Raw genomic sequence first — 23,408 nt, 5'->3', positions numbered from 1 at the left:
CCTCAGAACGGCAACGTTTGTTATATTTACCGTTGTGTGTAAAATAAGACAAATGAAATTTAAACTTATTGCGATAACAATATTGTTAAGCAACCTAAGCCTAGCTCAAACGGAATTAAACTGTTTTAAAAAAATTAAGGAGAGTAAATGGAATTATTCTATATGTATTGACTCAACAATGGGAATCGATTTAAGCAATATGTCCGAAATCCTTATTAAACAATATGAAATTTCAGAATCAGGAAAACTTGCTCGTCAATTATCAATAAGAAAGTCATATAATTATGATGACAAATCTCCAAAAGAACTATGGTTTTATGAATTTGGGAATACAAAATTTAAAGACTCCAGATTGATTTCCTCAACAGATAGTATCTTTAAAATAAATGAGAATAATTTTTACTCAAAGCAGGAAGTTTACAAAGACCAGAAAGATGGAATTTGGACCATGTCCTATGCAATCGGTCTTTATAAAAGTCAATATTACACTTTTCATACTATGGGAATTAATAAAGGGAATGACTCCCATGAGTTTTTATTAAAAGTAATCAAACGAAGTAGTTTCTTTGGTAAACCTGTCCTTAAAGATGATAGAAAAGTAAAGAACGACTTCCTCGGTGATTTGACTCAAGGGATAAATGACAAAAAAGCTTTAAATCGAATTCTTTTAAATATTGATACCTTTATGTCAGCAGCTCCTGAAGAAGAGAAACAAATGCTGGTAAAAGAACGCCCAAAAATTCAATTAATGATTGATCAATGGAATGAATCCGTAAATTCATTTGTAGTAGAAATGAAAGGTTTTAAAACCGTTTCGATAAAAAACTCTCATTTTCAACAAGATAATTCAAAACCAAATGTAACGGGTCATTTTGGTGTGGTTCATTTCAATTGTGATGGACAAGAAATAAGTTATAAAATATTGTCTTTGGAGATAGATAAAAAAATGTACTTAGCACGAATAATGAAAAATTAATTCTATACACAACACTATATCAAAAAGCACTAAAACGCATTGTACACGCGTACGTTGCGCAACATTAAAAATGACTCAAAACGAATTCAAAAAACATATAGAAAAGCCCCTTTCAGAACTGAAACTTTATGCTGAATTACATTCTGGGGAAGAACTTCCTAATGATTTTGAATTTGAATGGCATTTAGCGCAAAAAGTAAAAGCAGCGGGAAAAAATAATGTGACCGAATTAATTACTAAAAAAGTTTATCTGGAAGAAGAAAAAATTTATCCTTGTGTTGACTTGATCGTGGAAAAAATAACGGACGAAAATCGGATTTTAATAAGCGGACGAATCGCTGGTTATGAACCAAGAGAATTTGGTAAAGGTTGGAGTAATCGACTAGGACCTTTCATTTATGGAATTGGAAGAGGAATACAAACAGACAAGGTGAATTGCAATTCTAAAGAATTCAAAAATATGCTTTATGCAAAGGGACTATTACATTATAAAACTGAATAAAAAACGTAGCACAACACGATATATGTGATCATCCCAGCTATGTAATCAATTGACTTGGTTTGTGTATATTTATAAAGGTGCAATGCTTGCAAAAAGTTAATGTTAGCAATCAATGCGTAGAAAAACTCAACGCAGAGGTAACATTTTGCCCTGCTACGCTACTTATATAAAATGTTGTGCTTCATTATCAGAAACCGCTAATTAATGATAAAATTCTTTAGAAATATTAGACAAAACTCGCTTTCAGAAGGAAAAACTGTAAAATATTTAAAATATGCAATTGGTGAAATCATACTTGTCGTCATTGGGATTTTAATTGCACTCCAAATAAATAATTGGAATCAAAATGAACAATTAAAAAAAGATGAACTAAAGATTTTAAAAAGCATACAAGAGTCTATAAAAATCAATATTGTAGAGTTTAACCAGATTCTCACTGCTCAAATTCAAAGAAATGGTAGCTTACAAGAAGTTATCTTCATTAAGGTTTCAGACCTACAACTTAGTTACCTTGATTCTTTAATAACAACAAATGTCAGGAATCACACATTCGACCCTTCTACTGGTATTTACAACTCCATGATTAATTCGGGTAAAATAGAGTTAATATCAAATGATTCTCTAAAAAATAAAATATCCAAACTTTATGATAAAGTAAAAGATTATCAGGAAAGTGAAGATGAAATAACAGAATACACAAAGGAACATTTGGAAAAATATTTTATCAATAATTATAATATCAACCCAGAGGTTTTAGCTAGACTTAGAGAAAGAACTTATGAGGAAGAAAATAGAGATAGAATTTCATATACTAAAAATTTTAATTCACAAGAAGTTAGGAATATGTACATACTACTTCTTAACAAGATGAGTGATGTAATTACAAAAGGTAAGAGCTTAAAATCAGAATATCATAGTTTAGTTACGGATTTGGAGAATGAAATAGAAAACAAAAAATAACGAAAGCGCAACAGTGTATATGAAATCATAGCCGCCTATCAGCAATCAAAAAAAATTAAAAAAAATGTCCAATTGAATAGATTTCAATCGTCAGGTATATGATAATTATTTATGTTAACAATAAAAAAGATTAAAATGAAAGATTTTATGATGCTATTTCATAGCGAACCTACCCCTGACCTTACTCCAACTCCTGAACAAATTCAAGCTGAAGTAAAAGCATGGCAAGATTGGATGAAATCCATTGATGCACAAGGCAAACTCAAAAACCCTGGAGAGGCATTAGGTTTCGAAGGAAAGATAATGCACCCCGATGGGGCAATTACAGATGGACCTTATGCAGAAGTTAAAGAAATTGTTGGAGGCTTTATTATCGTATGTTCTGAAACGATACAAGATGCAATTAAACTTGCAGAAGGTTGTCCTGCCTTAGAAAATGGCGGAAAAGTAGAAGTAAGAGATATTATGAATTTTGAAGGCATGTAATCTTACAAGAAGGGTATAATGATAGACGATACTCAACTAATAGAAATTTTTAAGACAGAGTACAGTAAACTAATTGCTGTACTTTGTCAATATTATGGGGTAACTGAAGTGCAATTAGCGGAAGACATTGTATCAGAAACATTTTTAAAAGCAATGAAAACGTGGGCTCATAAAGGAGTTCCTGATAAGCCTACTGCCTGGTTAAGAAAGGTGGCTGTTAACAACTTAAAAGATTACTATAAAAGAAGTAAAATCTATAAGGAGAAAATTCTTGTCAATTTAGAATCAAAAACAAATTCTATCCAGCCTGAAGAAATTTCTAATGACATAGTTGAAGATAGCCAACTTAAAATGATTTTCGTAGTTTGCAATCTAAGAATACGTGATAAAGCAAAAATATGTTTGGCATTAAGAATCTTATGTGGATTTAATATTAATGAAATTGCAAAAGCACTTTTATCAAATGATGAAGCAATTAATAAGATTCTGTATAGAGCAAAAAAGAAAATCAACGAAAATGGAATACTAAATACAAATCTCAAATTAGAAAACTACAATCAAGGATACGATACTGTTCTACGAATCATTTATCTTCTGTTCAATGAGGGGTATTATAGCAGTATAAAAGAACATAATGTACGTGAGGAAATTTGTTGGGAAGCACTAAGATTGGCTTTGCTTTTGTCTAAAATACAAGTCGAACAACAAACTGCTGCCTATGCATTAATCGCATTGATATCCTTTCATTCTTCAAGAATTCATGCAAGAATGAACAGCTCAAACGAAGATTTACTTTTCAATGAACAAGACAGAGCTAAATGGAATAAACCTTTAATTGAGAAAGGTAAAAAATATTTGAACTTAGCATCCCATGGAAGCGTTATCTCCAAGTATCATTTAGAAGCGGCAATAGCGTTCTGGCACACAACGGATAACCCCAAAAAATGGGACAACATTCTTCAACTTTACAACAGATTGTTAACTATTGAGTATTCGCCAATTGTTGCATTAAACAGAGCTTATGTTTTATCTAAGACGAACTCTGTACATGAAGCTATTAAGGAAGCAAATAAATTAGAATTAGATGGGAACAACCATTATTACTGTTTATTGGCAGAATTACATAAAATCAATGGTAACAATCAAATGGAAAGAAAGTATTTACGTGAAGCTTTAAAGTGTACGATCAAAAAAAGTGAAAAGAATCTTATTAATAAAAAATTGGAAATAGCCAGCCGATTGTAATAGGTAATGACAGCATATATGTGATCATAGCAACTAAGTGATCAATCGATTGGTTGTTGTATATTTATGAAGGTGCAATGCTTGCCGAAAGTTAACGTTAGTAATTAATCCGTAGAAAAAACTCAACACAAAGGTAACATTTTGCCTAGCTACGCCACTTATAGTAAATGTTATGGAGAATTAAAATGAAAAAGGGCATACTACTATATGTGTTAATAATTATTTGTTTTGGGTGTCATCGGACTACTAATACTGATGAAAAGAAAGACATCAACCTGCAGAATAACGCTCTAAATATTGATACCAGTCTTGAGGATACCCCTGAAGTTAAAGGAGATTTCACAATCTATGAGCATGATTTATCGATGTATAATGAGAAATACTTTATGAGCATTACCCCTCGTATAGATTCTGCCAAAAATAAATATGAAACTAACATTCTCTTAACCCAAAAAATTGACACCGTTTTTAATAAGGTAATCAATATAGATTTACTTGGTAAGACAATATTGAAATATAAAATATTCGAGGACAGTATCGAACACTTCAAAATAGCTACGGAATATGAATTAAGAAAAGTTGTTTATCACGGAGTGAGAACAAATGACTTATACTTTGAAGCTGATATCGCATCTGAGACAAGACAAAAAAATCTAAAAATACTTTTTCAAATCTCATATCTAAACAAAGGAGAAACAGGGAAACTATTTGTGAATGGATTTAATGAAAAAGGCTTCGGTACAAATGCGGGTGAAATAGAAAATGAAAGGAATAGAAAAGTTAAAAAAAGCCACTAACACTATATAAAATTGCATTAAAACGCTTTTTAGAACTAAACCTTACAAACAAATTAAAACATAAATATTGAATGAAAGTTATTACTAAAACTGGGATTTTATCATTTATTTTAATCTTAATTATGTCTTGCTCATCTAACGATGAAAGTATTACAGATGAGCCAATTACTCCAGAAAAAGCAACTATAAATTCCTATTCTGAAAATTATGGTTACAGTGGAGAAAACATTATTATTCGAGGAACTAATTTCACGAATAAAGTAGACAAAGTGAAAGTATTATTTGATAATACAGAAGCTGAAATTAATTCTGTAAACAATTTAGAAATAGATGTTAAACTACCTATTATCTCTAATACAATACCTGTTTTAAAAATAGAAATTGAAAACAGAATAATTATCAATAATGTTGATAATAAATATAATGGTAATATTGGAATACTTCCAAATTCCATAAATCAATGGCATAGTATCGATTTTAATATTTCAGATGACAGAATTTGGAGAACTCAAACTATTAATAGAAATAAAGCATATTTCTCATTAAATGATAATGGCGGCGGTGGTCAAGTCTATAGAACAATAGACGGAGGTCTATCCTGGGAAAGATGGGCTCCTGTTGGTTTTAATGGTACTTTTCATGCTACTTCAAATGATGAAGGGTGGAGTGATTTTTCTAATTTAAATAGAATTCCAGTAGGAGGTTCTGATAATTTAAATTTCATATTTGATAATCCTGATGACATAAATTCTGGAATTATTGCTACTTATGTGAACAATAATATGCAAAACGGAACAATAATAACTTCTGATAAAGTTGTATATCAAACAATAGATGGAATTAATTTTAATGAAACTTATAATAACTCTAGTGGTAATATTGAATTGTCACATTTTTTTGCTATCGATAATAATCACATATGGGCTGGCGGAAGATCTTCTGATTCAAATAAACCACTATTGCTTTTTTTGGATGATGGTATATGGACAGAAGTTGAAATAAATCTTCCTGGAGATAATGTTAAAGTAACTCAAATTCAATTTATATCTCAATCAATAGGTTTTATACAAATTTTCAGCCCAACCACTGGAAATAAACTATGTAAAACTATAGATGGGGGTAATACATGGCAAATTATTTCAGATGATTTTGAATATGGGGCATTTTCTTTCAAAAACGAAACTAGAGGATGGTGTATTAAAGATAAAGAAATATTCAGTACCACAGATGGTGGCACAACTTGGACATTAGAATATACCAACACTTCAAACTTTAAGAATATTTCTTATAACGATAATGTAGTTTGGGCTATTTCGCAGAATAAAGTCTTAAAATACTTTACAGAATAACTGTTTGTAACAATGGTTATAAGTAATTGCTTGTTCTCGCCTACTTCTGAAAATCCTTGCGGATTTTCAGTTGGGTGTGTACTTGCTAAGTTAAATACTAACTCTCGCAACTACTCATAGCCTAGCTGTTAACCTTTATTAAACAAAAATGAGAATGATAGAATATTTATACCTTGGAATGTTATTACTATCAGTAGTACTGATTTATTTTGCAGTTAAGCATTATAATACTTCAAAGGACTTGATGACAAACGGAATAAAAACCAAAGCAAAAGTTATTGAGCTAATTGAAATAAGTGGCGATGATGGATACACATATAAACCTGTATTTGAGTATACGGATAGAGCAAACAATATAGTTAAATTCAAAAGTGACGTTAGTTCTAGTCCTCCGTCACATAATGTTGGAGATATTGTAAATATTGTATACTCTAAAGATAATGATGAAAAAAAAGTGATATCATTTTGGGGATTATATAGATGGACGATAATATTACTATCAATTGCCTCTCCTCTATTAATAATTGGAGGAGGGTATATTTTATATTCAAGATTATAAAAACAAAAGCTAACTACCCTTAAACTGCATTAAAACACAGTTGAACCAAAACGTTGTAACATTTTAAGAAAATGAAAAGTAAATATACATTGCTAAGATTATTAATCGTTTTAATTTGTTTTAATTCATATGCCCAAGAAAAAGACGATTGCAATACTAAACTAAAAAAGACATTAGTTCCTTTCATAAACTCATTAAACAAAGCGAACGAAGTATATAGATTAACAATTAAGAATTATCAGGATGTAATAAATGATAAAGTTCAAACTTTAAATGAGCTTAACTCTGCTCAACCAGAAAAATACGGTGATTTAAAATCTAAATCTGACAAAGTTAAGGCTTTGGTTTCTGAGTTAAATGAGGTAATAGAGTCGTTCAAAGATGAAGCCAAAGCAGATTATTTTGATCATTATAATTACGAAATGATGATTGATACTCTATTTTACAGGAATATACTTTTTGATAATGAAAATAATTTATCAAAGAGAGGGCTTGCATTGAAAGAAAAAATTCAATATTTCCATGAGGTTTCTATGGAGGTTTTAAATTCATCTCAGGAGGAGTTAAAAAATTACAATGTATCTAAATTTGATACAAAGTCGAGTTTTAGAGATTATGACGGAAATCCGTTGGACTTTATAAATTTTCACCTGTCTGATACCACTGTAATTGGTGTTTTATCTTTTTTTGAAAAATTACAATTAGAAGTAATTACTTTTCAGTATCTATATATGAATTCCATAATCCAATAAGGTGTTACAACACAATGTATAATTAATTGACAAAGGATACTTTAGAACATAATCGCTAAAAATAAAAACCAATGATTTTTATCTACATTTGATAAAAAAACAGCAACTAATCATACACAAATATGTTGTAACTAATTGAGATAAAATGATAAAATCACTAATTCAAAAACTTTTTACTTCTACCCAAAAACAGAACGAGTTAATTGAGGAATTAAAAACTATCCCAGGATTTAAAACTAAAGAAGAGGTTGAATTAGCAGGAAATACTCAAAAAAAGTCTAATAGGTTTATATTAAAAAAAGGCGAAATATTACCTGTATTGCTTCCTGAATTGGGGAACTTAAGTAACTTCAAAGTTGTTAAATGGTACTTTCAAACAGGAGATTTAGTGAAAGAAGGGAATGTTATATGTAAAATAGAAAATGAAAAAATCACAATGGAATTTGAAAGTATTACGGATGGACGAATTAGCAATATTTGCTCAACTAACAAAATTCTAAAAACTGGAGAGGAACTTTGTAAGTTGGAAGGAATATAAATCGTTTTACAACACCATATATATAATCATAGCAGCTAAGTAATCAATCGAATGGATTGTATTTTTGGGAAGGCGCAATACTTGCAAAAAGGAAAAGTCAGCCATCGTGTAAAAACATCAAAAAACAGGATAACATTTTGTCCTCCTACGACACATATAGTAAACTTTATCGAACATTTAGAAAACTGAATCAGAATTGAAAATTAGAGAAGCACATAAAAATGATTATACCATTTCAACAGACAAGGATAAATTAGATATTTTGAGCATTCACCAATTCCTGGCAAATGAAACTGACTGGGCTAACGGAATTCCAATCAATACCTTAAAAACATCAATTGAAAACTCTTTGAATTTTGGTCTTTATTACGAAAATAAACAAATTGGTTTTGCTAGAATAATTTCAGACTATTCAACTATTGCATACCTGGGAGATGTTTATATTCTAAAGGAATATAGAGGAAAGGGATTAAGTAAGTGGCTGATAAGTGAAATAATGGGACACCCTGATCTTCAAGGACTAAGACGCTGGATTTTATTAACTAATACAGCTGAATGGCTTTATAAAAAGTTTGGATTTATGGAAATACCTAATCCTGAATTTTATATGGAAAAACATAATCCGAATGTATATAATGGAGTAGATAAAACTAATCCCAACAATGTGTAACCGCAATTACGGCAGATTCGACTACGTCCGAATCCACTCGGAATTGCCAGCGTCAGTGTGTAACCGAAAATTAGTATCTTAAAATCCGTAACCGACGGTTATACGAAACCATTAACAGTAATAACACAACAAATACTAAAAATGAGTTTAACTGAGAGACAAATTGAATATGGATTTAATTATTATTTCCCTGATGAAGCCAATAAGATTAAAAGTGTTGTTGAGTTAAACGAATTTAATGGAGAAAGAAAATTATCAATCAACTGTACTCAACTCGATTATTGGATTGAAAAAAATGGTAAAAAAGCTAAGGATAAAAAAAGAATTTTAGCTGAATGGTGCAGTTTCCTGCAAGAGAACCCAAATGCTTTTGACGAATTATATTTTGGCACCAGAATGCCTCAAGAATTGTTTGAAGCTGTTTGTCATCAGAGAGGTTTAAAAAGATTAGAGATTAAATGGGGAGTGTACGATTCATTGAAAAGTATCTCAAAATTAACCGAAATCGAATTTCTAGATATAGGTGCCGGATCGGCTGTTCAAAGTATTGAACCCTTGACTGAATTAAAAAAACTAAAAGGGCTTCAAGTTGAAAATTTTCAAAAAATATCTAATTACGAAGCTTTTTCAAAACTCATCTCGTTAGAGAGCCTTTTTATCGATGGAGATAGAACTTCACCAAAAAATATCCGAATTGAGAGTATTGATTTTTTAAGAAAAATGCCTCAATTAAAGTGCTACAGAATGCTTGCCGCAATTTTAGTAACTAAAGATTATTCCCCTATACTAGAGTTAAATAACCTAGAGTACTTAGCATTACGAGGACGTAGAGAAGTGAAGAAAATGTATGGTGATTTTGCAAAACTACCCAAATTAAAATGGGGATGGGGATGGAGAGAAAGGTAGATAACAGGGAATTCCGCTAACACTATACAAAAATGCCTTAAAACACATTTTACTCAAAACGTCGGCAATAATTTTAACCTAATTTTACGCAATGAAAAAACTGAATTTGATATTAAGCTTATTATTTCTATTAACCGGATGTAGCTCAGATGACAATGGAGATGGAAATAATGAAAGGAATGGAACTCTTATTTTTGGTTGGTTTGCTGATGTTAACTGTTCTGGAGATTGTTCTACAATTTATAAAATAGATACTGAAGCTCTTTATAAAGACATCGATTTTGTTTATCCTGAAAACACATTTTTTAAAGGTAATTTTCAACTTATGAACAATGCAAATTATCAGGATTTTGAAACATTAAAAACTGAATTGCCTACTGAAATATTTAATGAACCGAATGGATACTTAGATTGCTCTGACTGTACCAATGAAAATGGTGGGTTTTATATAGAATATCAAGATGATACTGGTTTTCATAAATCCTGGCGTTTTAAAAATGCGGTATATCCAGATTATATAGAAAACTATAGAAATCTATTGCTTGACAAATTAACGGAATTGAATAGTCTGTAGAAGTAATTTGCTGAAATAAAAAGTTATTCCCAACACCGTATAAAATTAATTGCTAGCTTTAATACTGAAAATACACAACTAATCTCATACAAATTCCTTAGATAGAATTAAAAGCTCAACTGAATAAACAGAAAATGAACAAAGTGCTACATAGTCTTTTTAAGAATGACAAGAAACTGAATCTCGAAAACCTTGATTATCTTATTTTTGGAAGATTCTATAGTGACAATTATGGAGCTTATAATATTTACAAATTGACTCATTCCGCATTATTTGTTGACAGAAGAGAAATATGGCACAATAAAAGGCATACTCAGGCTGGTTATACCTTTAAGGGAGAAATAATGTCTGAGGAGCAATTTCAAATTGCCAAAAATTTGATAAACCAGGTACCTAATGACATCCTAGATGAATCGTTAAAAGGATTTTACACCATTGGAAACAAAAATGAAGATAAATTAATATTAGAAGTATCTGATGGAAAACTAAAAAAGAAAATCACAATTGATGAGTATGAAATTGACACAGAAGAACTACCTATTGAGTTGAAAAAGTTCAGACGTTTAATAGAAAACAAGGTGAAACAGCTCGACCGAAAAAACGACACTTAATACAGTGTATAAAACATAGCTAATAAATCCAAAGTTAAAGAATGGACTTTTGCTAAAATTATTACACGACTCCTCCTCTATCCTTTTTGCTTAGTAATTATTTATTTTTCGATAGTCGGATTAATAAAAGACGGACAATTAATTCGAGGAATATTCGCAATAGCTATCGCTTTGGCGTATCCAATTGCTGACATTCTGTTGATATTCAGAAAAAACAAAAACAGCTGACAATTTGTATATTGCATCTGTAGTCTTTGACAGGTAAACACAACATACAAAAGTCGTTATTTACAATTAGAATGAACATTAGAAAATATCAGAAAAAGGACCATGCAGCTTGTATGGAAATAATTAAGAGTAATACCCCTGATTTTTTTGCAATCGAGGAGATTGCTCTTTTTAAAGAGTGGTTAATAGCACAAGAAAACGGATTATTAGCTTACACTGTTTCTGAAAAAGAATACTATTTCATACTAGAAAATAACAACGATATTCTAGGTTGTGCAGGATACTTACTTGTAGAGAATTCGAACGAAATATACCTTTCCTGGGGAATGGTCAAGCGTCAATTTCAAAAATTGGGATATGGTAAAAAGCTACTTGAATATAGAATCAAATCTATTTCCCAGAACTTCCCAGACAAGAAGATATGTTTGGCGACAACACAAGATATTGCGCCTTTTTTCGAAAAATACGGATTCAAAGTAATCAACATAAAACCCAAATTCTATTCCGAATCTTTAGATCGATATGAAATGGAGAAATAATAAACTGCATTAAAACCCAGCTTAACCAAAACGTTGGGCAACAGTTTGAGTTATCTCGAAATGTATGCGATTTTCGATAATACTTCTCTTTTAGTCAAATAGCATAAAAAACTAGTTATTTATCGTTTTTTTTCCTTCTAAGTAGATAAAAAAACAATCTTGAGCAAAAAATCAAAAAACTCGAATATTTAAAATCACCTTATTTATGAAAAAAATATTTCTATTTGTTTTGGCATTTGCTCACTCTTATAGCTACACTCAAAATCAAAATTTAGATAGCTTATTATCTAATTACGAAAAAGAAAATAATACAATGGGCGCTGTTTCCATTTTAAAAGATGGGAAGGAGTTCTTTAATAAGGCTATTGGATATTCTAGTATCGAATTAGACAAAAAAAATAATGCTGAAACCAAATTTAGAATTGGCTCTATCAGTAAAACTTTTACAGCGACCATTATTTTACAATTAGTCGATGAAGGGAAATTGTCACTCGATAATTCCCTAAATCAATACTTTTCAGAAATTCCAAATTCAGAAAGAATTACCATTGCTGATATGTTATATCACAGAAGCGGAATTTATAATATTACTACTGAAAAAAACTTTGAAGTCTGGATTAGTAAACCTCGAAATAGAAAAGAAATACTAACTAAAATCAAAGAATACAAAAGTTCATTTGACCCTAATTCTAAAACACAGTATTCAAATTCTAATTATGTTTTATTGGCTTACATAGCTGAAGATATAGACAAACAGACTTTTGGAGAAATTATACAAAAAAGAATTGTTAATAAGCTAAATTTAAAAAACACTTCCTTTGGTAAGGATATCGATCTTTCTAAAAATGAAGCGATGTGTTATTATCTAGAAAATAGTATCTGGTACCCCATTGCGTTTCACACAAATTTAACAGGAACTATGGGTGCAGGTGGAATTATATCAAATGCAACAGATGTAAGTATTTTTTACAATGCACTTTTTACAGGAAAGTTACTTTCTGATGAAAGCTTGCAATTAATGACAACGCCCAAAGAAGGAATGGGAATGGGAATTTCTGTAGATAACTTTAATGGAATAACTGTTTATGGACACGATGGTGCCATTGATGGTTTTCGTTCAATGGCTGTTTACATTCCAAAATTCAAATCAACTATTGCTTTAACTTTAAATGCTTCTTATGGTCCTACAGGTAAAAAACTAATACCGATAGTTCAATTATATTTGAAAACTATAAATCAAAAATAAATAACACTTATCATTAGTTATAAGATTAAAAAAATAATACCTGCACAAAACACAACCAATAAACCTAGCAAAACACCATATATAATTTACTATTAGTTTAGGTCCTCTTAAGAAAATTCTCACGGATTTTCTATTAGATTTGTATTTACTAAATTAGATGTTCGAAATACGTAACAAATTAGATACAAGACCATTGCCATTTATTGCAAAGCGAACTCAAAAATAAAAACCCGAATACGATTTTAACTAAACAGCCCTATAATACTTATCAATAAATAAGCACTATAATTTATAGTTGTTAATTTGACTTACCATGAATTTTTCAATGTTAGCAATAACCACAATATTTATACTTTTCATTTCCCTTTTATTGGCACTATTCCTTTTAACAGTCAAAACTTCTAATAAAAAAGCGAATATGTTTTTAAGTGTTTATTTTTTAATTTTTGCAGTTCACATTAGTGTTTTTTTCTATTCTGAATATATCACTTTACCAGCTGTTTTAGAAATGCTTCGTGACCATATTGCTTTTTTCACAAGTCCCTTGTTATTTTTATATGTAGTATCTTCCATATATTCAGATTTTAAGTTACAACCTAAACATCTATTGCATGTACTTCCATTTGTAATTCAGGTATTCATTTTTTCTCCAAGGTTTTATTTCGCAAATACGAGTACAAAAAACTTCTTACTGGAAAATTTAAATGATACACCTGAAGGAAAATTATCTATAATTTTTGGCTTATCCATTTCTTTTTTTTATTTAATCGCGATGTTTCTAGAGTTAAGCAAATACAAACAATTATTGTTAGAAAATTATTCAAACAAATCTGTTTTTAATTTTAAATGGCTATATCAATTATTTATCTTGTTAAGTATTATTTTTTGTTTTTCATTTTTCAAACAGGTTTATAAATTATTCGGCACAGATGTAGAAATTTTAAACATTTCAAGATTAATACTTACTCTGATTTTAGTTGGCTTTTTTACTTGGATCGTTTTAAAAAGTATGTATCACCCTCAATTATTTAGAAATATTAATACAGATCATTTACTAATAAATAGTAATTCTGACCACAAACATATAAATAAAAGCACCAAAGATGATATTCATAAATTACTATCATTTATGGAAGATGAAGAACCCTATTTAGATGCCTCATTAACACTAAAAAATCTCTCTGAACAATTAGAGTTATCAAGTCATGAAATCTCAACACTAATCAACCGTAATTTAAATCAACATTTTTTTGATTTTGTTAATCAATATAGAATTAAGAAAGCAGAAAAAATGTTAGTTAACTCGAAAGAAGGCAAATTAACAATTCAGCAAATTATGTATGCTGTAGGATTTAATTCTAAATCCTCTTTCTATTCAGCTTTTAAAAAGAAAACTGGTGTAACACCTTCGGAATATAGAAAAGCAAGATAACTCCGCTTAAAGACTCTATAATATGATTAAAAAAGGTTCGACTTTATATAGTCGAACCTTTTTTAAGAACCATATGCTTTCATTTGTTTATCGAATAAAAACCATAACAATATGAAAAAAACATTTTTAATACTTCTATCTCTGTTTTCTATATGTTCAAGTTGTAAATCTCAAAACAAAAAAGAAAACAGAGTAATCATAAACAATAATAAATCTATTGAAATTTATAGTGATGGAATTGGTAAAGAGATAAAACAAATCATAGATAGAAATGCGAAAGAAACTTTAAAAGATTCTTTAATAAATTCCTTGTCAATTGGACTACACATAAACAATGTATCTTTTTGTTTTAATTATGGTGAATTAACAAAAGGAAAAGGAGATATACCAGCACATAACACTATATATGAAATTGCTTCAATAACAAAAACATTTGTAGGTTCTCTAGCCGCAAAAGCCGTTTTAGAAGGAAAATTAAGTTTAGAAGATGACATAAGAACATATTTACCCAGACCATATCCGAATTTAGAACATAACGGAAACCCTATTAAAATAAAGCATTTATTAACGCATACAAGCGGATTACCTAATGGAGTTTTAGGCACGAAAAATGAAATACGTCTTACCAAACAAAACGAAATTGAATATGCAACAATGCATTTAAGTCTTGAGGATAAACAAACAAAACCTAAATTCTTAACAGAGTTATCAAAACTTAAAATAACTGAAAAACCTGGTAAAACATTTAATTATTCGAATTCTGGAACCAACCTGATGGGATATATTTTAGAATTAGTTTACAACAGACCTTTTCAAGAATTGATATTGAGTGAAATAATATCAAAAGCAAAAATGAACGACACTCATTTTAATGTATCAAAAAACAAACAGAATAGACTCGCAAATGGTTATTTACTTAGTAAGCCTATGCCTAAGTCTAATCTTGCTAACACTCTCTGGGGCGCTGAAGGTGCCTTAAAGTCTACGACGTCTGATATGCTAAAATACATTCATTATCAATTTACAAACAATGAAATTGTTAATGAGTCTCATAAAAAAATATTTGAAATAGATACTGATTATTGGATAGGTTATTATTGGTGGATAATTAGTAATCAAAATCACGATTTACATTTTAGGCACGATGGCGGTATTTCCCGAGCAAAAAGTGTGCTTGCTATCTTTCCAAAAAAGAAAATTGGAATTATAGTTTTTACTAATCAGTCCTCAATAAGAGTAAATCAAAAACTTAATGACTTAACTTATAAAATATATAATGACCTCAATGATCATAAGTAGTATTTACTTTTAAAACTTAGATAATATTGAATTTGGAAAAGCAACAAAATGGTAATCGAGTAGACGATTCTTTCCATAATTGAGAAGAGTATGCCTCACCCCCGTACGTACGGGTCTCGTATACGGTGGTTCATCAAGTCGAAGTTTGTTTCTTAATTAAGTAGTCAATCATGGGGACATAATCTTTCCTTTAAAGTCTGAATATGGTAATCATAACAAACAGTTCGAGTTTTAATAAAATGGTCTTTATATTTTTGGTACGACGTAACGCTTGCTGAGCGTAAAGTAAGCAACCAATGTGTAGATATGTCCCCAGTCAGGTAACATTTTAAGTTCCTATAACACATACAGTAAACGCTGCAGTCCATTACAAAATGAAATTATGAAAAAAAACGTATTCACTTTAAATTTTATAATCTGCCTGATTAGCTTTTCTTTTTATGGGCAAACGAAAAAAGATTCTATAGCAATTAGGCAAGTAGCATTAGATTATATTGAATCCCAACATAATGTAAAACCTGAGCAATTTGAACGAGCTGCTCATCCAAGAATGGTGAAAAGAACTTTTTGGATGAATAAAAAAACAAGAAAGGAATACTTAAGGGAAACTTTTACTGATGCAATGATACTACTAGCAGAAACTTATAATCAGGACAAAGACAAGTTTCCTGAGAACCCTAAAAAGGAAGTTATTATTCTTGATGTTTATGATAAGGTAGCTTCTGTCAAACTAGTAGCAGATGATTGGATTGATTATATGCACATTGTAAAACTAAATGAAAAATGGCAACTCGTAAATGTATTGTGGCAGTTTAATAATTCTGAAAAACATTAACAACAAAGCACGTATACCAAAATTACATATAGCAAACGTTGTCAGTAATTTAACACAAAAAAAGTTTAAAATTAAAATAGTAACATGAAAAAACTATTATTCATTATTACTCTATTTTTTATAGTCTCTGGCTGTAAAGAGAAAAAAAAGGAAAATAAAGAAGAACAAACTATGGTAGTTGACAATAAAGAATTATATAATATTTATTACGAAGATAAAACAAGTTGGGATTCAGGCATTATAGATTCTGACTTAGACAGTATCCGAAGGATGAGGGTAAATCAACTGTTAGATTCTAATAAAATAAAAACAGCCAATGATTTTGAACGTGCAGCCATTGTTTTTGAACACGGAAAGGACTCCACTAATCTCAAAAAAGCCCTTAATCTGATAAAAATAGCTGTAGAAATGGATTCTACAATCAATAAAAAAACATACGCTACAATAACTGACCAATATTTATTAAGCATAGGTAAACCTCAGATATACGGAACAATATTTACAACCATGGATAATTATCTAATTAAACATGCTGAAATTGACACAACCCAAGTAACAGATAAAGAACGTATTGCATATGGAGTAGAAACATTAGCTGAACAGAAGGCTTCTATAAAAAAAGCAAATGATATAAGAGCTGAAGTAGTCAAGAGAGCAAATGAAAAATAAAAAACTAATAGTAATCGGTTTTTAATAACATCTTCGAAGGACTCTTTGTATTTTTTTGATTCTGGAAAAGAAGAACTTAAAAAGGGAAAAACAATTTTTAAATACAAAAAACTTATTCGATATATCATAACTGAAATAAATGGTTTCTATTTTTTAAATATGACCTCTTACTACTATGGAATCGAGATGTGTCCAATAGTAAATGTTACTAAAAAAGGACTGGAGATATTGAATTTTGGAAGTGAAAAGCATAGAATAATATTAAAAAAATCAAAAAATAACGGGTGGTATCAACACCTATAATTCATTACTGTGTAATTTCTTAACCGTACATTCTTATCTTGCAATAAAGGTCTGGTATTTTCTCGGAGTAGTACTCTCGAATGATCGTACAATGAAATCACCTCCCAATGTGTTTACATAATTTCTGATACAACAACAAACAATCATTTATAAAGACAATTTTGACAGATAACCTTAGTACATACTTTAGTTCTTTACATAATTTGAAAATATCAAATGAGCCTGTATTTGAATTAGAAAAGGGACTTTATTTAACAATAGACAATCATATAAAACAGCAGGTTTTAGGAAAAAATTCCGTTGGTGTTTTAGGTTTTCTAGAATATAAATCAATTTTTGATATTCCCGTATTAGCATTTGCTATTTCTGATAAAAAATTAAATCCAAAAACAGAAAAAAACGCGCTAGAAACATTCATTTTTAAATTACATATGTTTAACCATTGCCTATGGTTAGTAAAAGATAATAGTGTTTACAAACAAATATCGTTTCTTAAATATGGAAGAAACAATGATTGTTTCCACAGTAATTATATTGCACATATAAACTCAACAAGTAACGGAATTGGTCAGGTAATTCATTTTAATACTATTGAACTCGAAAAAGCCAAAAGTTTCTTCCCCAGATTATTAGAAATACAGACTAATGACAGTACACATCTAAATACCGAATTAACAGAAAAAAGCACGCGTATTTCAAGAGCTTTTTATTATTTGCAGGGAGCTCGAATGAATAAAGAAATTGGAATTAAAATTACGCTATATTGTACAGCTTTAGAATCATTATTTATTGATAATGGTAAACGCATTTATCAAAACCTGATTAACCGAGTAGCTGAATTCTTGACTGCTAATACGGAAGATTACAATTTTATTCGTTCCAAGGTTGCTAGAGCTTATGATTTAAGGTCTAAAACAATTCACGGAAACATCTTAGATTCAGAAGAATACAACCGACAAACAGAAAAAATCATTAACACTTCAAAAGATATTGATCTTATTGTTAGAGAAGTGCTACTCAAAATTTTAGAATCAAATTCACTTACAGAAAAGTTTAATTCTAATAAGACCTATGCTAATTAAATAAATTAAAACAGCATATAACAGGTGGGATAATTAATATAGGAGAGAGTATTAAAAGTTTAGTGTATTTTTATAAAGCCTACCAAATCTTTTTAGATTCCCCGTTAGGGAAATATGAAAAGAAGTTGGTTTTATGAATAAAAAAGATAAAACAAAATAAAAAGTTTTGACCAAGTGCTTCATCAAAAGTTAATTGCTTTTAATGCCAGTGCCAGCCACAGTCAAGACGCTACTACCTTATAAATAAACATTTTGAATGACAACAAAAAACAAGCTTTATTTTTTATTGACCGCTCTATTATTTGGAGCCATTTCCTGTAAAGAAATCAAGAAAGAAAAGATTGAAGAAACAGAATTATCTAAAGAAGTATTGCCTAAAGAAGGTAATATCTTCTCTACCCTGATTTCTAAAAGTGGAACAATTGTCTTTCAAGAATATTATAATGGAAAAACGGAAGATAGTCTTTGTGATGTTCAATCTCTGACAAAAGGTATTATGAGCATTCTTATTGGTATAGCAATTGACAAAGAGTACATTAAAAATGTAGATGAGCCTATCGCACAGTACTTCCCGAACGAGTTTAAAAATGTAACAGCCAAAAAAAAGAACCTGATTACAATTAGGCACATTTTAAACCAAACATCAGGTCTATCTTGGAAAGGATATTTAGAACACGAAAAATGGCTGAACAGCAAAGATCCCATTTCTTTTGTACTAGACAAAGATTTAGAATATGAACCTGGCAAAAATTATAATTACAATTCTGGTGCTACACATTTATTATCAGTAATTATAAGTAAAACCACAGGAAAAACAGCTTTAGAATTCGGAAATAAAGTGCTGTTCCACCCTCTGGATATAAATCTGATTAATTGGCAAAAAAGGAATAAAGGCTATTATGATGGAAGTGGACTTGGTCTTAAAATGAAACCAATTGATTTAATTAAAATAGGTCAATTATTAGAAAAAAATGGGATCTGGAATGGAAAGCAAATAATATCAAAAAAATGGATCCAAAAACTATTTGATGAAAATGAAAAGTCTAAAACAAAATGGGGGTTAAGAAATTCCAAACACGGATTTTGTTGGTACCATTCTGAATTTAGAGGAAATAAAGTTGATTACGGAATGGGATACGGTGGGCAATTCATAATTATGATTCCTGATATGGAACTAATTATTGTTACTACCCACAATCATGACACGCCAAACGGAATTGAACAACAAATGAAGTTTTTGAATGAAAAATTACCAAAACTGATAGAAAAATATGGTAATTAACAATAATAACCGTTGTACAACTATCCTTTTTGGTATTACTTTAAAATCCCGAACAAAACCACAAACACTTTACTACTAAAAATCGATTAGTTCTGTTTGCGCAGAAAATAACATAAGGATAATTCTAAAAAAAATTAAGTTAAGTAACAACTACACCATATATATGACCATAACAAACAGTTCGAGTTTTAATAAAATGGGGGTTCTATTTTTGATAAGATGCAATACTCCCTGGGTGTAAAAGTTAGCGATCTACGCAGAACAAAGTCAATGATTTGGTAACATTTTGCCTTGCCACGACATATATAGTAACCATTCGTAATAATTACTGAAAAAATGAAAGTACAAATTAAACTTATTTTAAATATTATAATTGTCCTAACATTTTTAGGATGCTCAAGTGATAATGATAGCAATAACACGATTGACGAAAATAATTCTGAGCCTGTCGAAACTTTAACAATAACTAGTTCTAAGAGCATATCGAACACCCCTTTTTCTAAGCCTAGAGAAGCAATTATTTTTGATGATGACCTATATGTGGTTAATGAAATGAATACATATAAATATGATTTCAGTTCTAATAATTGGGAAACAGTTAATACAAATAGTGTTGGAGTCGCTCTCTTCCCGTATTTTGACTATAATGTTAGCTTTATTAGAGAAGGAAAATGGAACATTATCAATGAAAATGCTTTATGGACTTTTGATTTCTCGACTAATAACTGGGAAAAAATAAAAGAATTTACTGATAACGCTTTAATATCCTTAATTGGAATATATCACAATAATTCACTTTTTTTATTTTCAGACATATTCGACAAAGTATACAAATATGATTTTGAGAACAATACCCTGATTGAACACAGTACATTTGACCAAAGAAAAAATTATGGACAGTTAGTCAAGTCTGTTTTTAAAATAGGAGAAACTTATTATTTCACAAAACTATCTAACTATAACAAAATTTCAATATACAAATGGACTGATAACTTTACAAAGTTCCAATTACTCAATGAATATCAATCAGAATACATAGCTCAAGGAGCCGGTTTTGTTTACAATGATAATATTATTTTTGGATTAGGAGGAGAAGCTGCCGTTGGCAATAATGATAAATTCTATTATTACAATATTACTACCAACGAGTTTAAGGAAGTTAAAAATAATTTTTATGAAGGTCGATATGTTTCTATCCCTGTAAAACACAACAACAAGTTTTATTTAATTGGAGGGCAAACAATTACAAACAACGAATCTATTTCCAGAGAGACATTAGATCAAGTTGTTTTTGAATTTATAGAGGAATAATAACTGTTCCTGACAATACCTAAACTACACTTGACCAGATCGCTGTAAAACATATTGAAGACAACAATGAAATTAATGTTAAAAACCTTAAAGTGGATTGGTAAAATTTTAGGCGGACTTATAATGTTGATATTACTATCAGGAGTATGCTTTCGGTTATTTAGTTCAAACCCCACTCCTCCAGGAAAATTAGTGGATGTTGATGGAACCAAACTTCATATAAGAGCCGAAGGCCCAAAAAATAATCTACCAACCCTTGTTCTAGAATCAGGAGCAGGAAATGATACAGATGTGTTTCATTGGGTTGCAGAAGGATTAAAAGAAGAATTGAGAGTTGTCCGTTATGATAGAGAAGGAAAATGGTTTAGTGAACCTAGTAATGACAGTATTACATCAGAATTTTATGCTCACCAATTACATAAATTACTAGAAAAAAATGGTGAAAAACCACCTTATATATTAGTAGGTCACTCTATGGGCGGTCCTTATAACCGCATATTCAGAGACTTATATCCAGATGAAGTAAAAGGGCTTGTTTTTCTGGATTCGAGTCATCCCGAACAATGGAAACGATTAGCAGAGAATGGATTGTTTGAAAAAAATCAAATGAAAACTATAAAGTACCTTGCAATCCTGTCCGATATAGGAATTATGGGAGTTTATAATGTAATAAGCACTCCAAAAATTATAGATGATAATTTGCCAAAAGATTGCCAGAATCGCAAACTGAGCCTTACTGCTTATTCCGGGGATGTCTACCGCAGGTATCTAAAGGAAAATGAAATAAATGAAAATATACTTTCGCGAGCAGGTCAAGCAAGTAAATTAGATTCATTACCCGTTTTGGTTTTTACCGCAAATGAACAGTATGGAGAATCTCAAATATGGTTTGAAATGCAAAAAGAGTTAAAAGAACTATCCACTAAAGGAAAACAGTTTTATATGGATGCAACTCATGGTTCTATAATTACAAAAAAAGAGAATGCTGAAAAAATTAACAAAGAAATACTTTTAATGGCTAAAACAATTAATTAGAAAAGTCAAAAGCATATGCTTTATAACAACGGTAACGGTTACACAACTATTTTTTTGATATTAAATTAAAATACTGAGCAAAACCGTAAACATTTTATCACTAACAATAACTAAGGATGACTCTTAAAATATTTTGGGTCGGGCAACAATCACAATCAACATATGAGTAAATTTTTAAAAATCATAAAATGGGTAGTAATTATAACATTTTCATTCATAATTTTATCCATTTTATATCTTCGTTTTTCAAGGTTTTCTGATAAAATGATTTATCAAATGAATGGAACCGATTATGCAGAATTTAGAACCGACTTGAATCATGAAGAATTTTATTTTGATGTAGATGATGATGTGAAATTACACGGAGTACTTTTTAAACCTGATTCAATTGCTTCGGTAGGAACAATTTTTCATTACTCTGGAAAAGGAATGCATTTAATGTCTTCTATTCAAGAATCATACAAACCGCTTTTGAAAAAAGGATTTCAAATTTTTTGTTTTGAACGTAGAAATTTTGGAAAATCAAATGGCGATGCTACTAATTCTTTAACTTTAAAGAAAGATGCTTTATTCATTTTTGATGAAATTATAAAATTGGATAATGTTGTAAACAAACCAATTCTAATATGGGGACAATCATTAGGTGGAGCATTTGCCTCTATGAATGCTAGTGAAAGACAAGAAAAAATAAAGGGTTTGGTATTAGAAGGAACTTTTAGTTCATTTCCTGATATCGGAAAAGTTTATGCGAACGCACTGAATTTAGAAAATTTTAAATGGATAGTTCCTTTGATAATGAATAATGATTTCCCTACAGAAGAAAATATAAAAAAATTAACGATCCCAACTGTGATTTTACATAGCAAATCCGACAAGCAGGTTCCATATGAATTGGGAAAAAAGATATTTGAAAAAGCAAATAAAAACAATACTAGATTCTGGGATATTGATAGTAAACATATTATGGGAATTTATGACTATGAGGAAAAATATGTCGGAGAGTTTATAAAAATGATAGAAAAATAACGACTACAAACAATGGTAACCGTTTCGCAACTATCTTTTTGATACTATGCTAAAACACTTAATAAAAAAATAAATCATGTAACAGTCACAAAGTATAAACTGCTAGCAAATAGTAAAGAATAACAAATTGAAGTTTACATTCCTTATCGTAATAGCCTGATTAATCTGTTTAGATATCTGCCAATTTCACTAACAA

26 protein-coding genes are annotated in these 23,408 nt (G+C 29.9%); 25 read left to right on the top strand and 1 reads right to left on the bottom strand.

Features of this window, described 5'->3' with window-relative positions; translation table 11 throughout:
- Nucleotides 1–52 precede the first annotated feature (52 nt).
- From ACFSTE_RS05140 to ACFSTE_RS05075, 14 genes are all read left to right on the top strand, one after another.
- Nucleotides 53–976 (top strand): hypothetical protein, encoded by a 924-nt coding sequence (locus ACFSTE_RS05140; RefSeq protein WP_378298011.1) that lies wholly within the window; start codon nt 53–55, stop codon nt 974–976.
- A 70-nt stretch (nt 977–1,046) separates the two neighbouring features.
- A complete protein-coding gene (locus tag ACFSTE_RS05135) occupies nt 1,047–1,478 on the top strand; it encodes a hypothetical protein (RefSeq protein WP_378255629.1) in 432 nt (143 codons plus the stop codon).
- A gap of 204 nt (nt 1,479–1,682) precedes the next feature.
- Nucleotides 1,683–2,438 carry a DUF6090 family protein gene (locus ACFSTE_RS05130; protein ID WP_176029703.1) on the top strand — a complete coding sequence of 252 codons (756 nt, stop codon included), beginning with the start codon at nt 1,683–1,685 and terminating at the stop codon, nt 2,436–2,438.
- A gap of 147 nt (nt 2,439–2,585) precedes the next feature.
- Nucleotides 2,586–2,924 (top strand): YciI family protein, encoded by a 339-nt coding sequence (locus ACFSTE_RS05125; RefSeq protein ID WP_378255631.1) that lies wholly within the window; start codon nt 2,586–2,588, stop codon nt 2,922–2,924.
- An 18-nt stretch (nt 2,925–2,942) separates the two neighbouring features.
- Nucleotides 2,943–4,169, top strand: coding sequence for an RNA polymerase sigma factor (locus ACFSTE_RS05120; RefSeq protein WP_378255633.1), 1,227 nt, complete (start codon nt 2,943–2,945; stop codon nt 4,167–4,169).
- Nucleotides 4,170–4,354: 185 nt separating this feature from the next.
- Nucleotides 4,355–4,966: a hypothetical protein gene (locus ACFSTE_RS05115; protein WP_378255635.1), complete on the top strand. Its 612-nt coding sequence runs from the start codon at nt 4,355–4,357 to the stop codon at nt 4,964–4,966.
- Nucleotides 4,967–5,037: 71 nt separating this feature from the next.
- Complete coding sequence (locus ACFSTE_RS05110; RefSeq protein ID WP_378255637.1) at nt 5,038–6,315, top strand: IPT/TIG domain-containing protein; 1,278 nt, start codon at nt 5,038–5,040, stop codon at nt 6,313–6,315.
- Between the two features lie 154 nt (nt 6,316–6,469).
- The gene (locus ACFSTE_RS05105) at nt 6,470–6,874 is read left to right on the top strand and encodes a DUF3592 domain-containing protein (RefSeq protein ID WP_378255639.1); all 405 of its coding nucleotides are present in this window, start codon (nt 6,470–6,472) and stop codon (nt 6,872–6,874) included.
- A 71-nt stretch (nt 6,875–6,945) separates the two neighbouring features.
- On the top strand, nt 6,946–7,626 hold the full coding sequence (locus ACFSTE_RS05100; protein ID WP_378255641.1) for a hypothetical protein: 681 nt from the start codon (nt 6,946–6,948) through the stop codon (nt 7,624–7,626).
- 145 nt (nt 7,627–7,771) lie between these two features.
- Nucleotides 7,772–8,164: a biotin/lipoyl-containing protein gene (locus tag ACFSTE_RS05095; protein ID WP_378255643.1), complete on the top strand. Its 393-nt coding sequence runs from the start codon at nt 7,772–7,774 to the stop codon at nt 8,162–8,164.
- 196 nt (nt 8,165–8,360) lie between these two features.
- Complete coding sequence (locus ACFSTE_RS05090) at nt 8,361–8,834, top strand: GNAT family N-acetyltransferase (RefSeq protein ID WP_378298009.1); 474 nt, start codon at nt 8,361–8,363, stop codon at nt 8,832–8,834.
- Between the two features lie 141 nt (nt 8,835–8,975).
- Nucleotides 8,976–9,740, top strand: a complete 765-nt coding sequence (locus ACFSTE_RS05085) for a leucine-rich repeat domain-containing protein (RefSeq protein ID WP_176029696.1) — start codon at nt 8,976–8,978, stop codon at nt 9,738–9,740.
- Between the two features lie 91 nt (nt 9,741–9,831).
- Nucleotides 9,832–10,314 (top strand): hypothetical protein, encoded by a 483-nt coding sequence (locus ACFSTE_RS05080; RefSeq protein WP_378255649.1) that lies wholly within the window; start codon nt 9,832–9,834, stop codon nt 10,312–10,314.
- A gap of 134 nt (nt 10,315–10,448) precedes the next feature.
- The gene (locus ACFSTE_RS05075) at nt 10,449–10,925 is read left to right on the top strand and encodes a hypothetical protein (protein ID WP_378255651.1); all 477 of its coding nucleotides are present in this window, start codon (nt 10,449–10,451) and stop codon (nt 10,923–10,925) included.
- 101 nt (nt 10,926–11,026) lie between these two features.
- On the opposite strand, the gene ACFSTE_RS05070 is transcribed toward ACFSTE_RS05075, so the two are convergent.
- On the bottom strand, nt 11,027–11,170 hold the full coding sequence (locus ACFSTE_RS05070) for a hypothetical protein (protein WP_378255653.1): 144 nt from the start codon (nt 11,168–11,170) through the stop codon (nt 11,027–11,029).
- 96 nt (nt 11,171–11,266) lie between these two features.
- On the opposite strand from ACFSTE_RS05070, the gene ACFSTE_RS05065 reads away from it, so the two are divergent.
- From ACFSTE_RS05065 to ACFSTE_RS05015, 11 genes are all read left to right on the top strand, one after another.
- Nucleotides 11,267–11,692, top strand: coding sequence for a GNAT family N-acetyltransferase (locus tag ACFSTE_RS05065; RefSeq protein ID WP_378298007.1), 426 nt, complete (start codon nt 11,267–11,269; stop codon nt 11,690–11,692).
- 205 nt (nt 11,693–11,897) lie between these two features.
- Nucleotides 11,898–12,938, top strand: coding sequence for a serine hydrolase domain-containing protein (locus ACFSTE_RS05060; protein WP_378255657.1), 1,041 nt, complete (start codon nt 11,898–11,900; stop codon nt 12,936–12,938).
- 325 nt (nt 12,939–13,263) lie between these two features.
- Nucleotides 13,264–14,370 carry a helix-turn-helix domain-containing protein gene (locus tag ACFSTE_RS05055; protein WP_378298005.1) on the top strand — a complete coding sequence of 369 codons (1,107 nt, stop codon included), beginning with the start codon at nt 13,264–13,266 and terminating at the stop codon, nt 14,368–14,370.
- Nucleotides 14,371–14,481: 111 nt separating this feature from the next.
- Nucleotides 14,482–15,669: a serine hydrolase domain-containing protein gene (locus tag ACFSTE_RS05050; RefSeq protein ID WP_378255661.1), complete on the top strand. Its 1,188-nt coding sequence runs from the start codon at nt 14,482–14,484 to the stop codon at nt 15,667–15,669.
- A gap of 382 nt (nt 15,670–16,051) precedes the next feature.
- A complete protein-coding gene (locus ACFSTE_RS05045) occupies nt 16,052–16,504 on the top strand; it encodes a nuclear transport factor 2 family protein (protein ID WP_176029687.1) in 453 nt (150 codons plus the stop codon).
- A gap of 84 nt (nt 16,505–16,588) precedes the next feature.
- Nucleotides 16,589–17,173, top strand: a complete 585-nt coding sequence (locus ACFSTE_RS05040) for a DUF6624 domain-containing protein (protein WP_378298003.1) — start codon at nt 16,589–16,591, stop codon at nt 17,171–17,173.
- Nucleotides 17,174–17,637: 464 nt separating this feature from the next.
- On the top strand, nt 17,638–18,558 hold the full coding sequence (locus tag ACFSTE_RS05035) for a hypothetical protein (RefSeq protein ID WP_378298001.1): 921 nt from the start codon (nt 17,638–17,640) through the stop codon (nt 18,556–18,558).
- A gap of 256 nt (nt 18,559–18,814) precedes the next feature.
- Nucleotides 18,815–19,840, top strand: a complete 1,026-nt coding sequence (locus tag ACFSTE_RS05030; protein ID WP_378255671.1) for a serine hydrolase domain-containing protein — start codon at nt 18,815–18,817, stop codon at nt 19,838–19,840.
- Nucleotides 19,841–20,176: 336 nt separating this feature from the next.
- Nucleotides 20,177–21,151, top strand: coding sequence for a hypothetical protein (locus ACFSTE_RS05025; protein ID WP_378255673.1), 975 nt, complete (start codon nt 20,177–20,179; stop codon nt 21,149–21,151).
- Nucleotides 21,152–21,217: 66 nt separating this feature from the next.
- Nucleotides 21,218–22,186, top strand: a complete 969-nt coding sequence (locus ACFSTE_RS05020; protein ID WP_176029682.1) for an alpha/beta fold hydrolase — start codon at nt 21,218–21,220, stop codon at nt 22,184–22,186.
- A gap of 276 nt (nt 22,187–22,462) precedes the next feature.
- Complete coding sequence (locus ACFSTE_RS05015; protein WP_176029681.1) at nt 22,463–23,212, top strand: alpha/beta hydrolase; 750 nt, start codon at nt 22,463–22,465, stop codon at nt 23,210–23,212.
- Nucleotides 23,213–23,408 lie beyond the last annotated feature (196 nt).

The organism is Aquimarina hainanensis, from assembly GCF_042684685.1.
In the GTDB taxonomy this organism is placed as follows: domain Bacteria; phylum Bacteroidota; class Bacteroidia; order Flavobacteriales; family Flavobacteriaceae; genus Aquimarina; species Aquimarina hainanensis.
This window is presented reverse-complemented; position numbering and strand designations above follow the sequence as displayed.

Coding starts and splice junctions, on each gene's coding strand:
- ACFSTE_RS05095 (WP_378255643.1), top strand. CDS start 7,772: ATGATAAAATCACTAATTCAAAAACTTTTTACTTCTACCCAAAAACAG.
- ACFSTE_RS05075 (WP_378255651.1), top strand. CDS start 10,449: ATGAACAAAGTGCTACATAGTCTTTTTAAGAATGACAAGAAACTGAAT.
- ACFSTE_RS05025 (WP_378255673.1), top strand. CDS start 20,177: ATGAAAGTACAAATTAAACTTATTTTAAATATTATAATTGTCCTAACA.
- ACFSTE_RS05040 (WP_378298003.1), top strand. CDS start 16,589: ATGAAAAAACTATTATTCATTATTACTCTATTTTTTATAGTCTCTGGC.
- ACFSTE_RS05080 (WP_378255649.1), top strand. CDS start 9,832: ATGAAAAAACTGAATTTGATATTAAGCTTATTATTTCTATTAACCGGA.
- ACFSTE_RS05060 (WP_378255657.1), top strand. CDS start 11,898: ATGAAAAAAATATTTCTATTTGTTTTGGCATTTGCTCACTCTTATAGC.
- ACFSTE_RS05020 (WP_176029682.1), top strand. CDS start 21,218: ATGAAATTAATGTTAAAAACCTTAAAGTGGATTGGTAAAATTTTAGGC.
- ACFSTE_RS05050 (WP_378255661.1), top strand. CDS start 14,482: ATGAAAAAAACATTTTTAATACTTCTATCTCTGTTTTCTATATGTTCA.
- ACFSTE_RS05070 (WP_378255653.1), bottom strand. CDS start 11,170: ATGCAATATACAAATTGTCAGCTGTTTTTGTTTTTTCTGAATATCAAC.
- ACFSTE_RS05120 (WP_378255633.1), top strand. CDS start 2,943: ATGATAGACGATACTCAACTAATAGAAATTTTTAAGACAGAGTACAGT.
- ACFSTE_RS05125 (WP_378255631.1), top strand. CDS start 2,586: ATGATGCTATTTCATAGCGAACCTACCCCTGACCTTACTCCAACTCCT.
- ACFSTE_RS05015 (WP_176029681.1), top strand. CDS start 22,463: ATGAATGGAACCGATTATGCAGAATTTAGAACCGACTTGAATCATGAA.
- ACFSTE_RS05030 (WP_378255671.1), top strand. CDS start 18,815: ATGACAACAAAAAACAAGCTTTATTTTTTATTGACCGCTCTATTATTT.
- ACFSTE_RS05085 (WP_176029696.1), top strand. CDS start 8,976: ATGAGTTTAACTGAGAGACAAATTGAATATGGATTTAATTATTATTTC.
- ACFSTE_RS05135 (WP_378255629.1), top strand. CDS start 1,047: ATGACTCAAAACGAATTCAAAAAACATATAGAAAAGCCCCTTTCAGAA.
- ACFSTE_RS05055 (WP_378298005.1), top strand. CDS start 13,264: ATGTTAGCAATAACCACAATATTTATACTTTTCATTTCCCTTTTATTG.
- ACFSTE_RS05105 (WP_378255639.1), top strand. CDS start 6,470: ATGATAGAATATTTATACCTTGGAATGTTATTACTATCAGTAGTACTG.
- ACFSTE_RS05110 (WP_378255637.1), top strand. CDS start 5,038: ATGAAAGTTATTACTAAAACTGGGATTTTATCATTTATTTTAATCTTA.
- ACFSTE_RS05115 (WP_378255635.1), top strand. CDS start 4,355: ATGAAAAAGGGCATACTACTATATGTGTTAATAATTATTTGTTTTGGG.
- ACFSTE_RS05045 (WP_176029687.1), top strand. CDS start 16,052: ATGAAAAAAAACGTATTCACTTTAAATTTTATAATCTGCCTGATTAGC.
- ACFSTE_RS05065 (WP_378298007.1), top strand. CDS start 11,267: ATGGAAATAATTAAGAGTAATACCCCTGATTTTTTTGCAATCGAGGAG.
- ACFSTE_RS05140 (WP_378298011.1), top strand. CDS start 53: ATGAAATTTAAACTTATTGCGATAACAATATTGTTAAGCAACCTAAGC.
- ACFSTE_RS05100 (WP_378255641.1), top strand. CDS start 6,946: ATGAAAAGTAAATATACATTGCTAAGATTATTAATCGTTTTAATTTGT.
- ACFSTE_RS05130 (WP_176029703.1), top strand. CDS start 1,683: ATGATAAAATTCTTTAGAAATATTAGACAAAACTCGCTTTCAGAAGGA.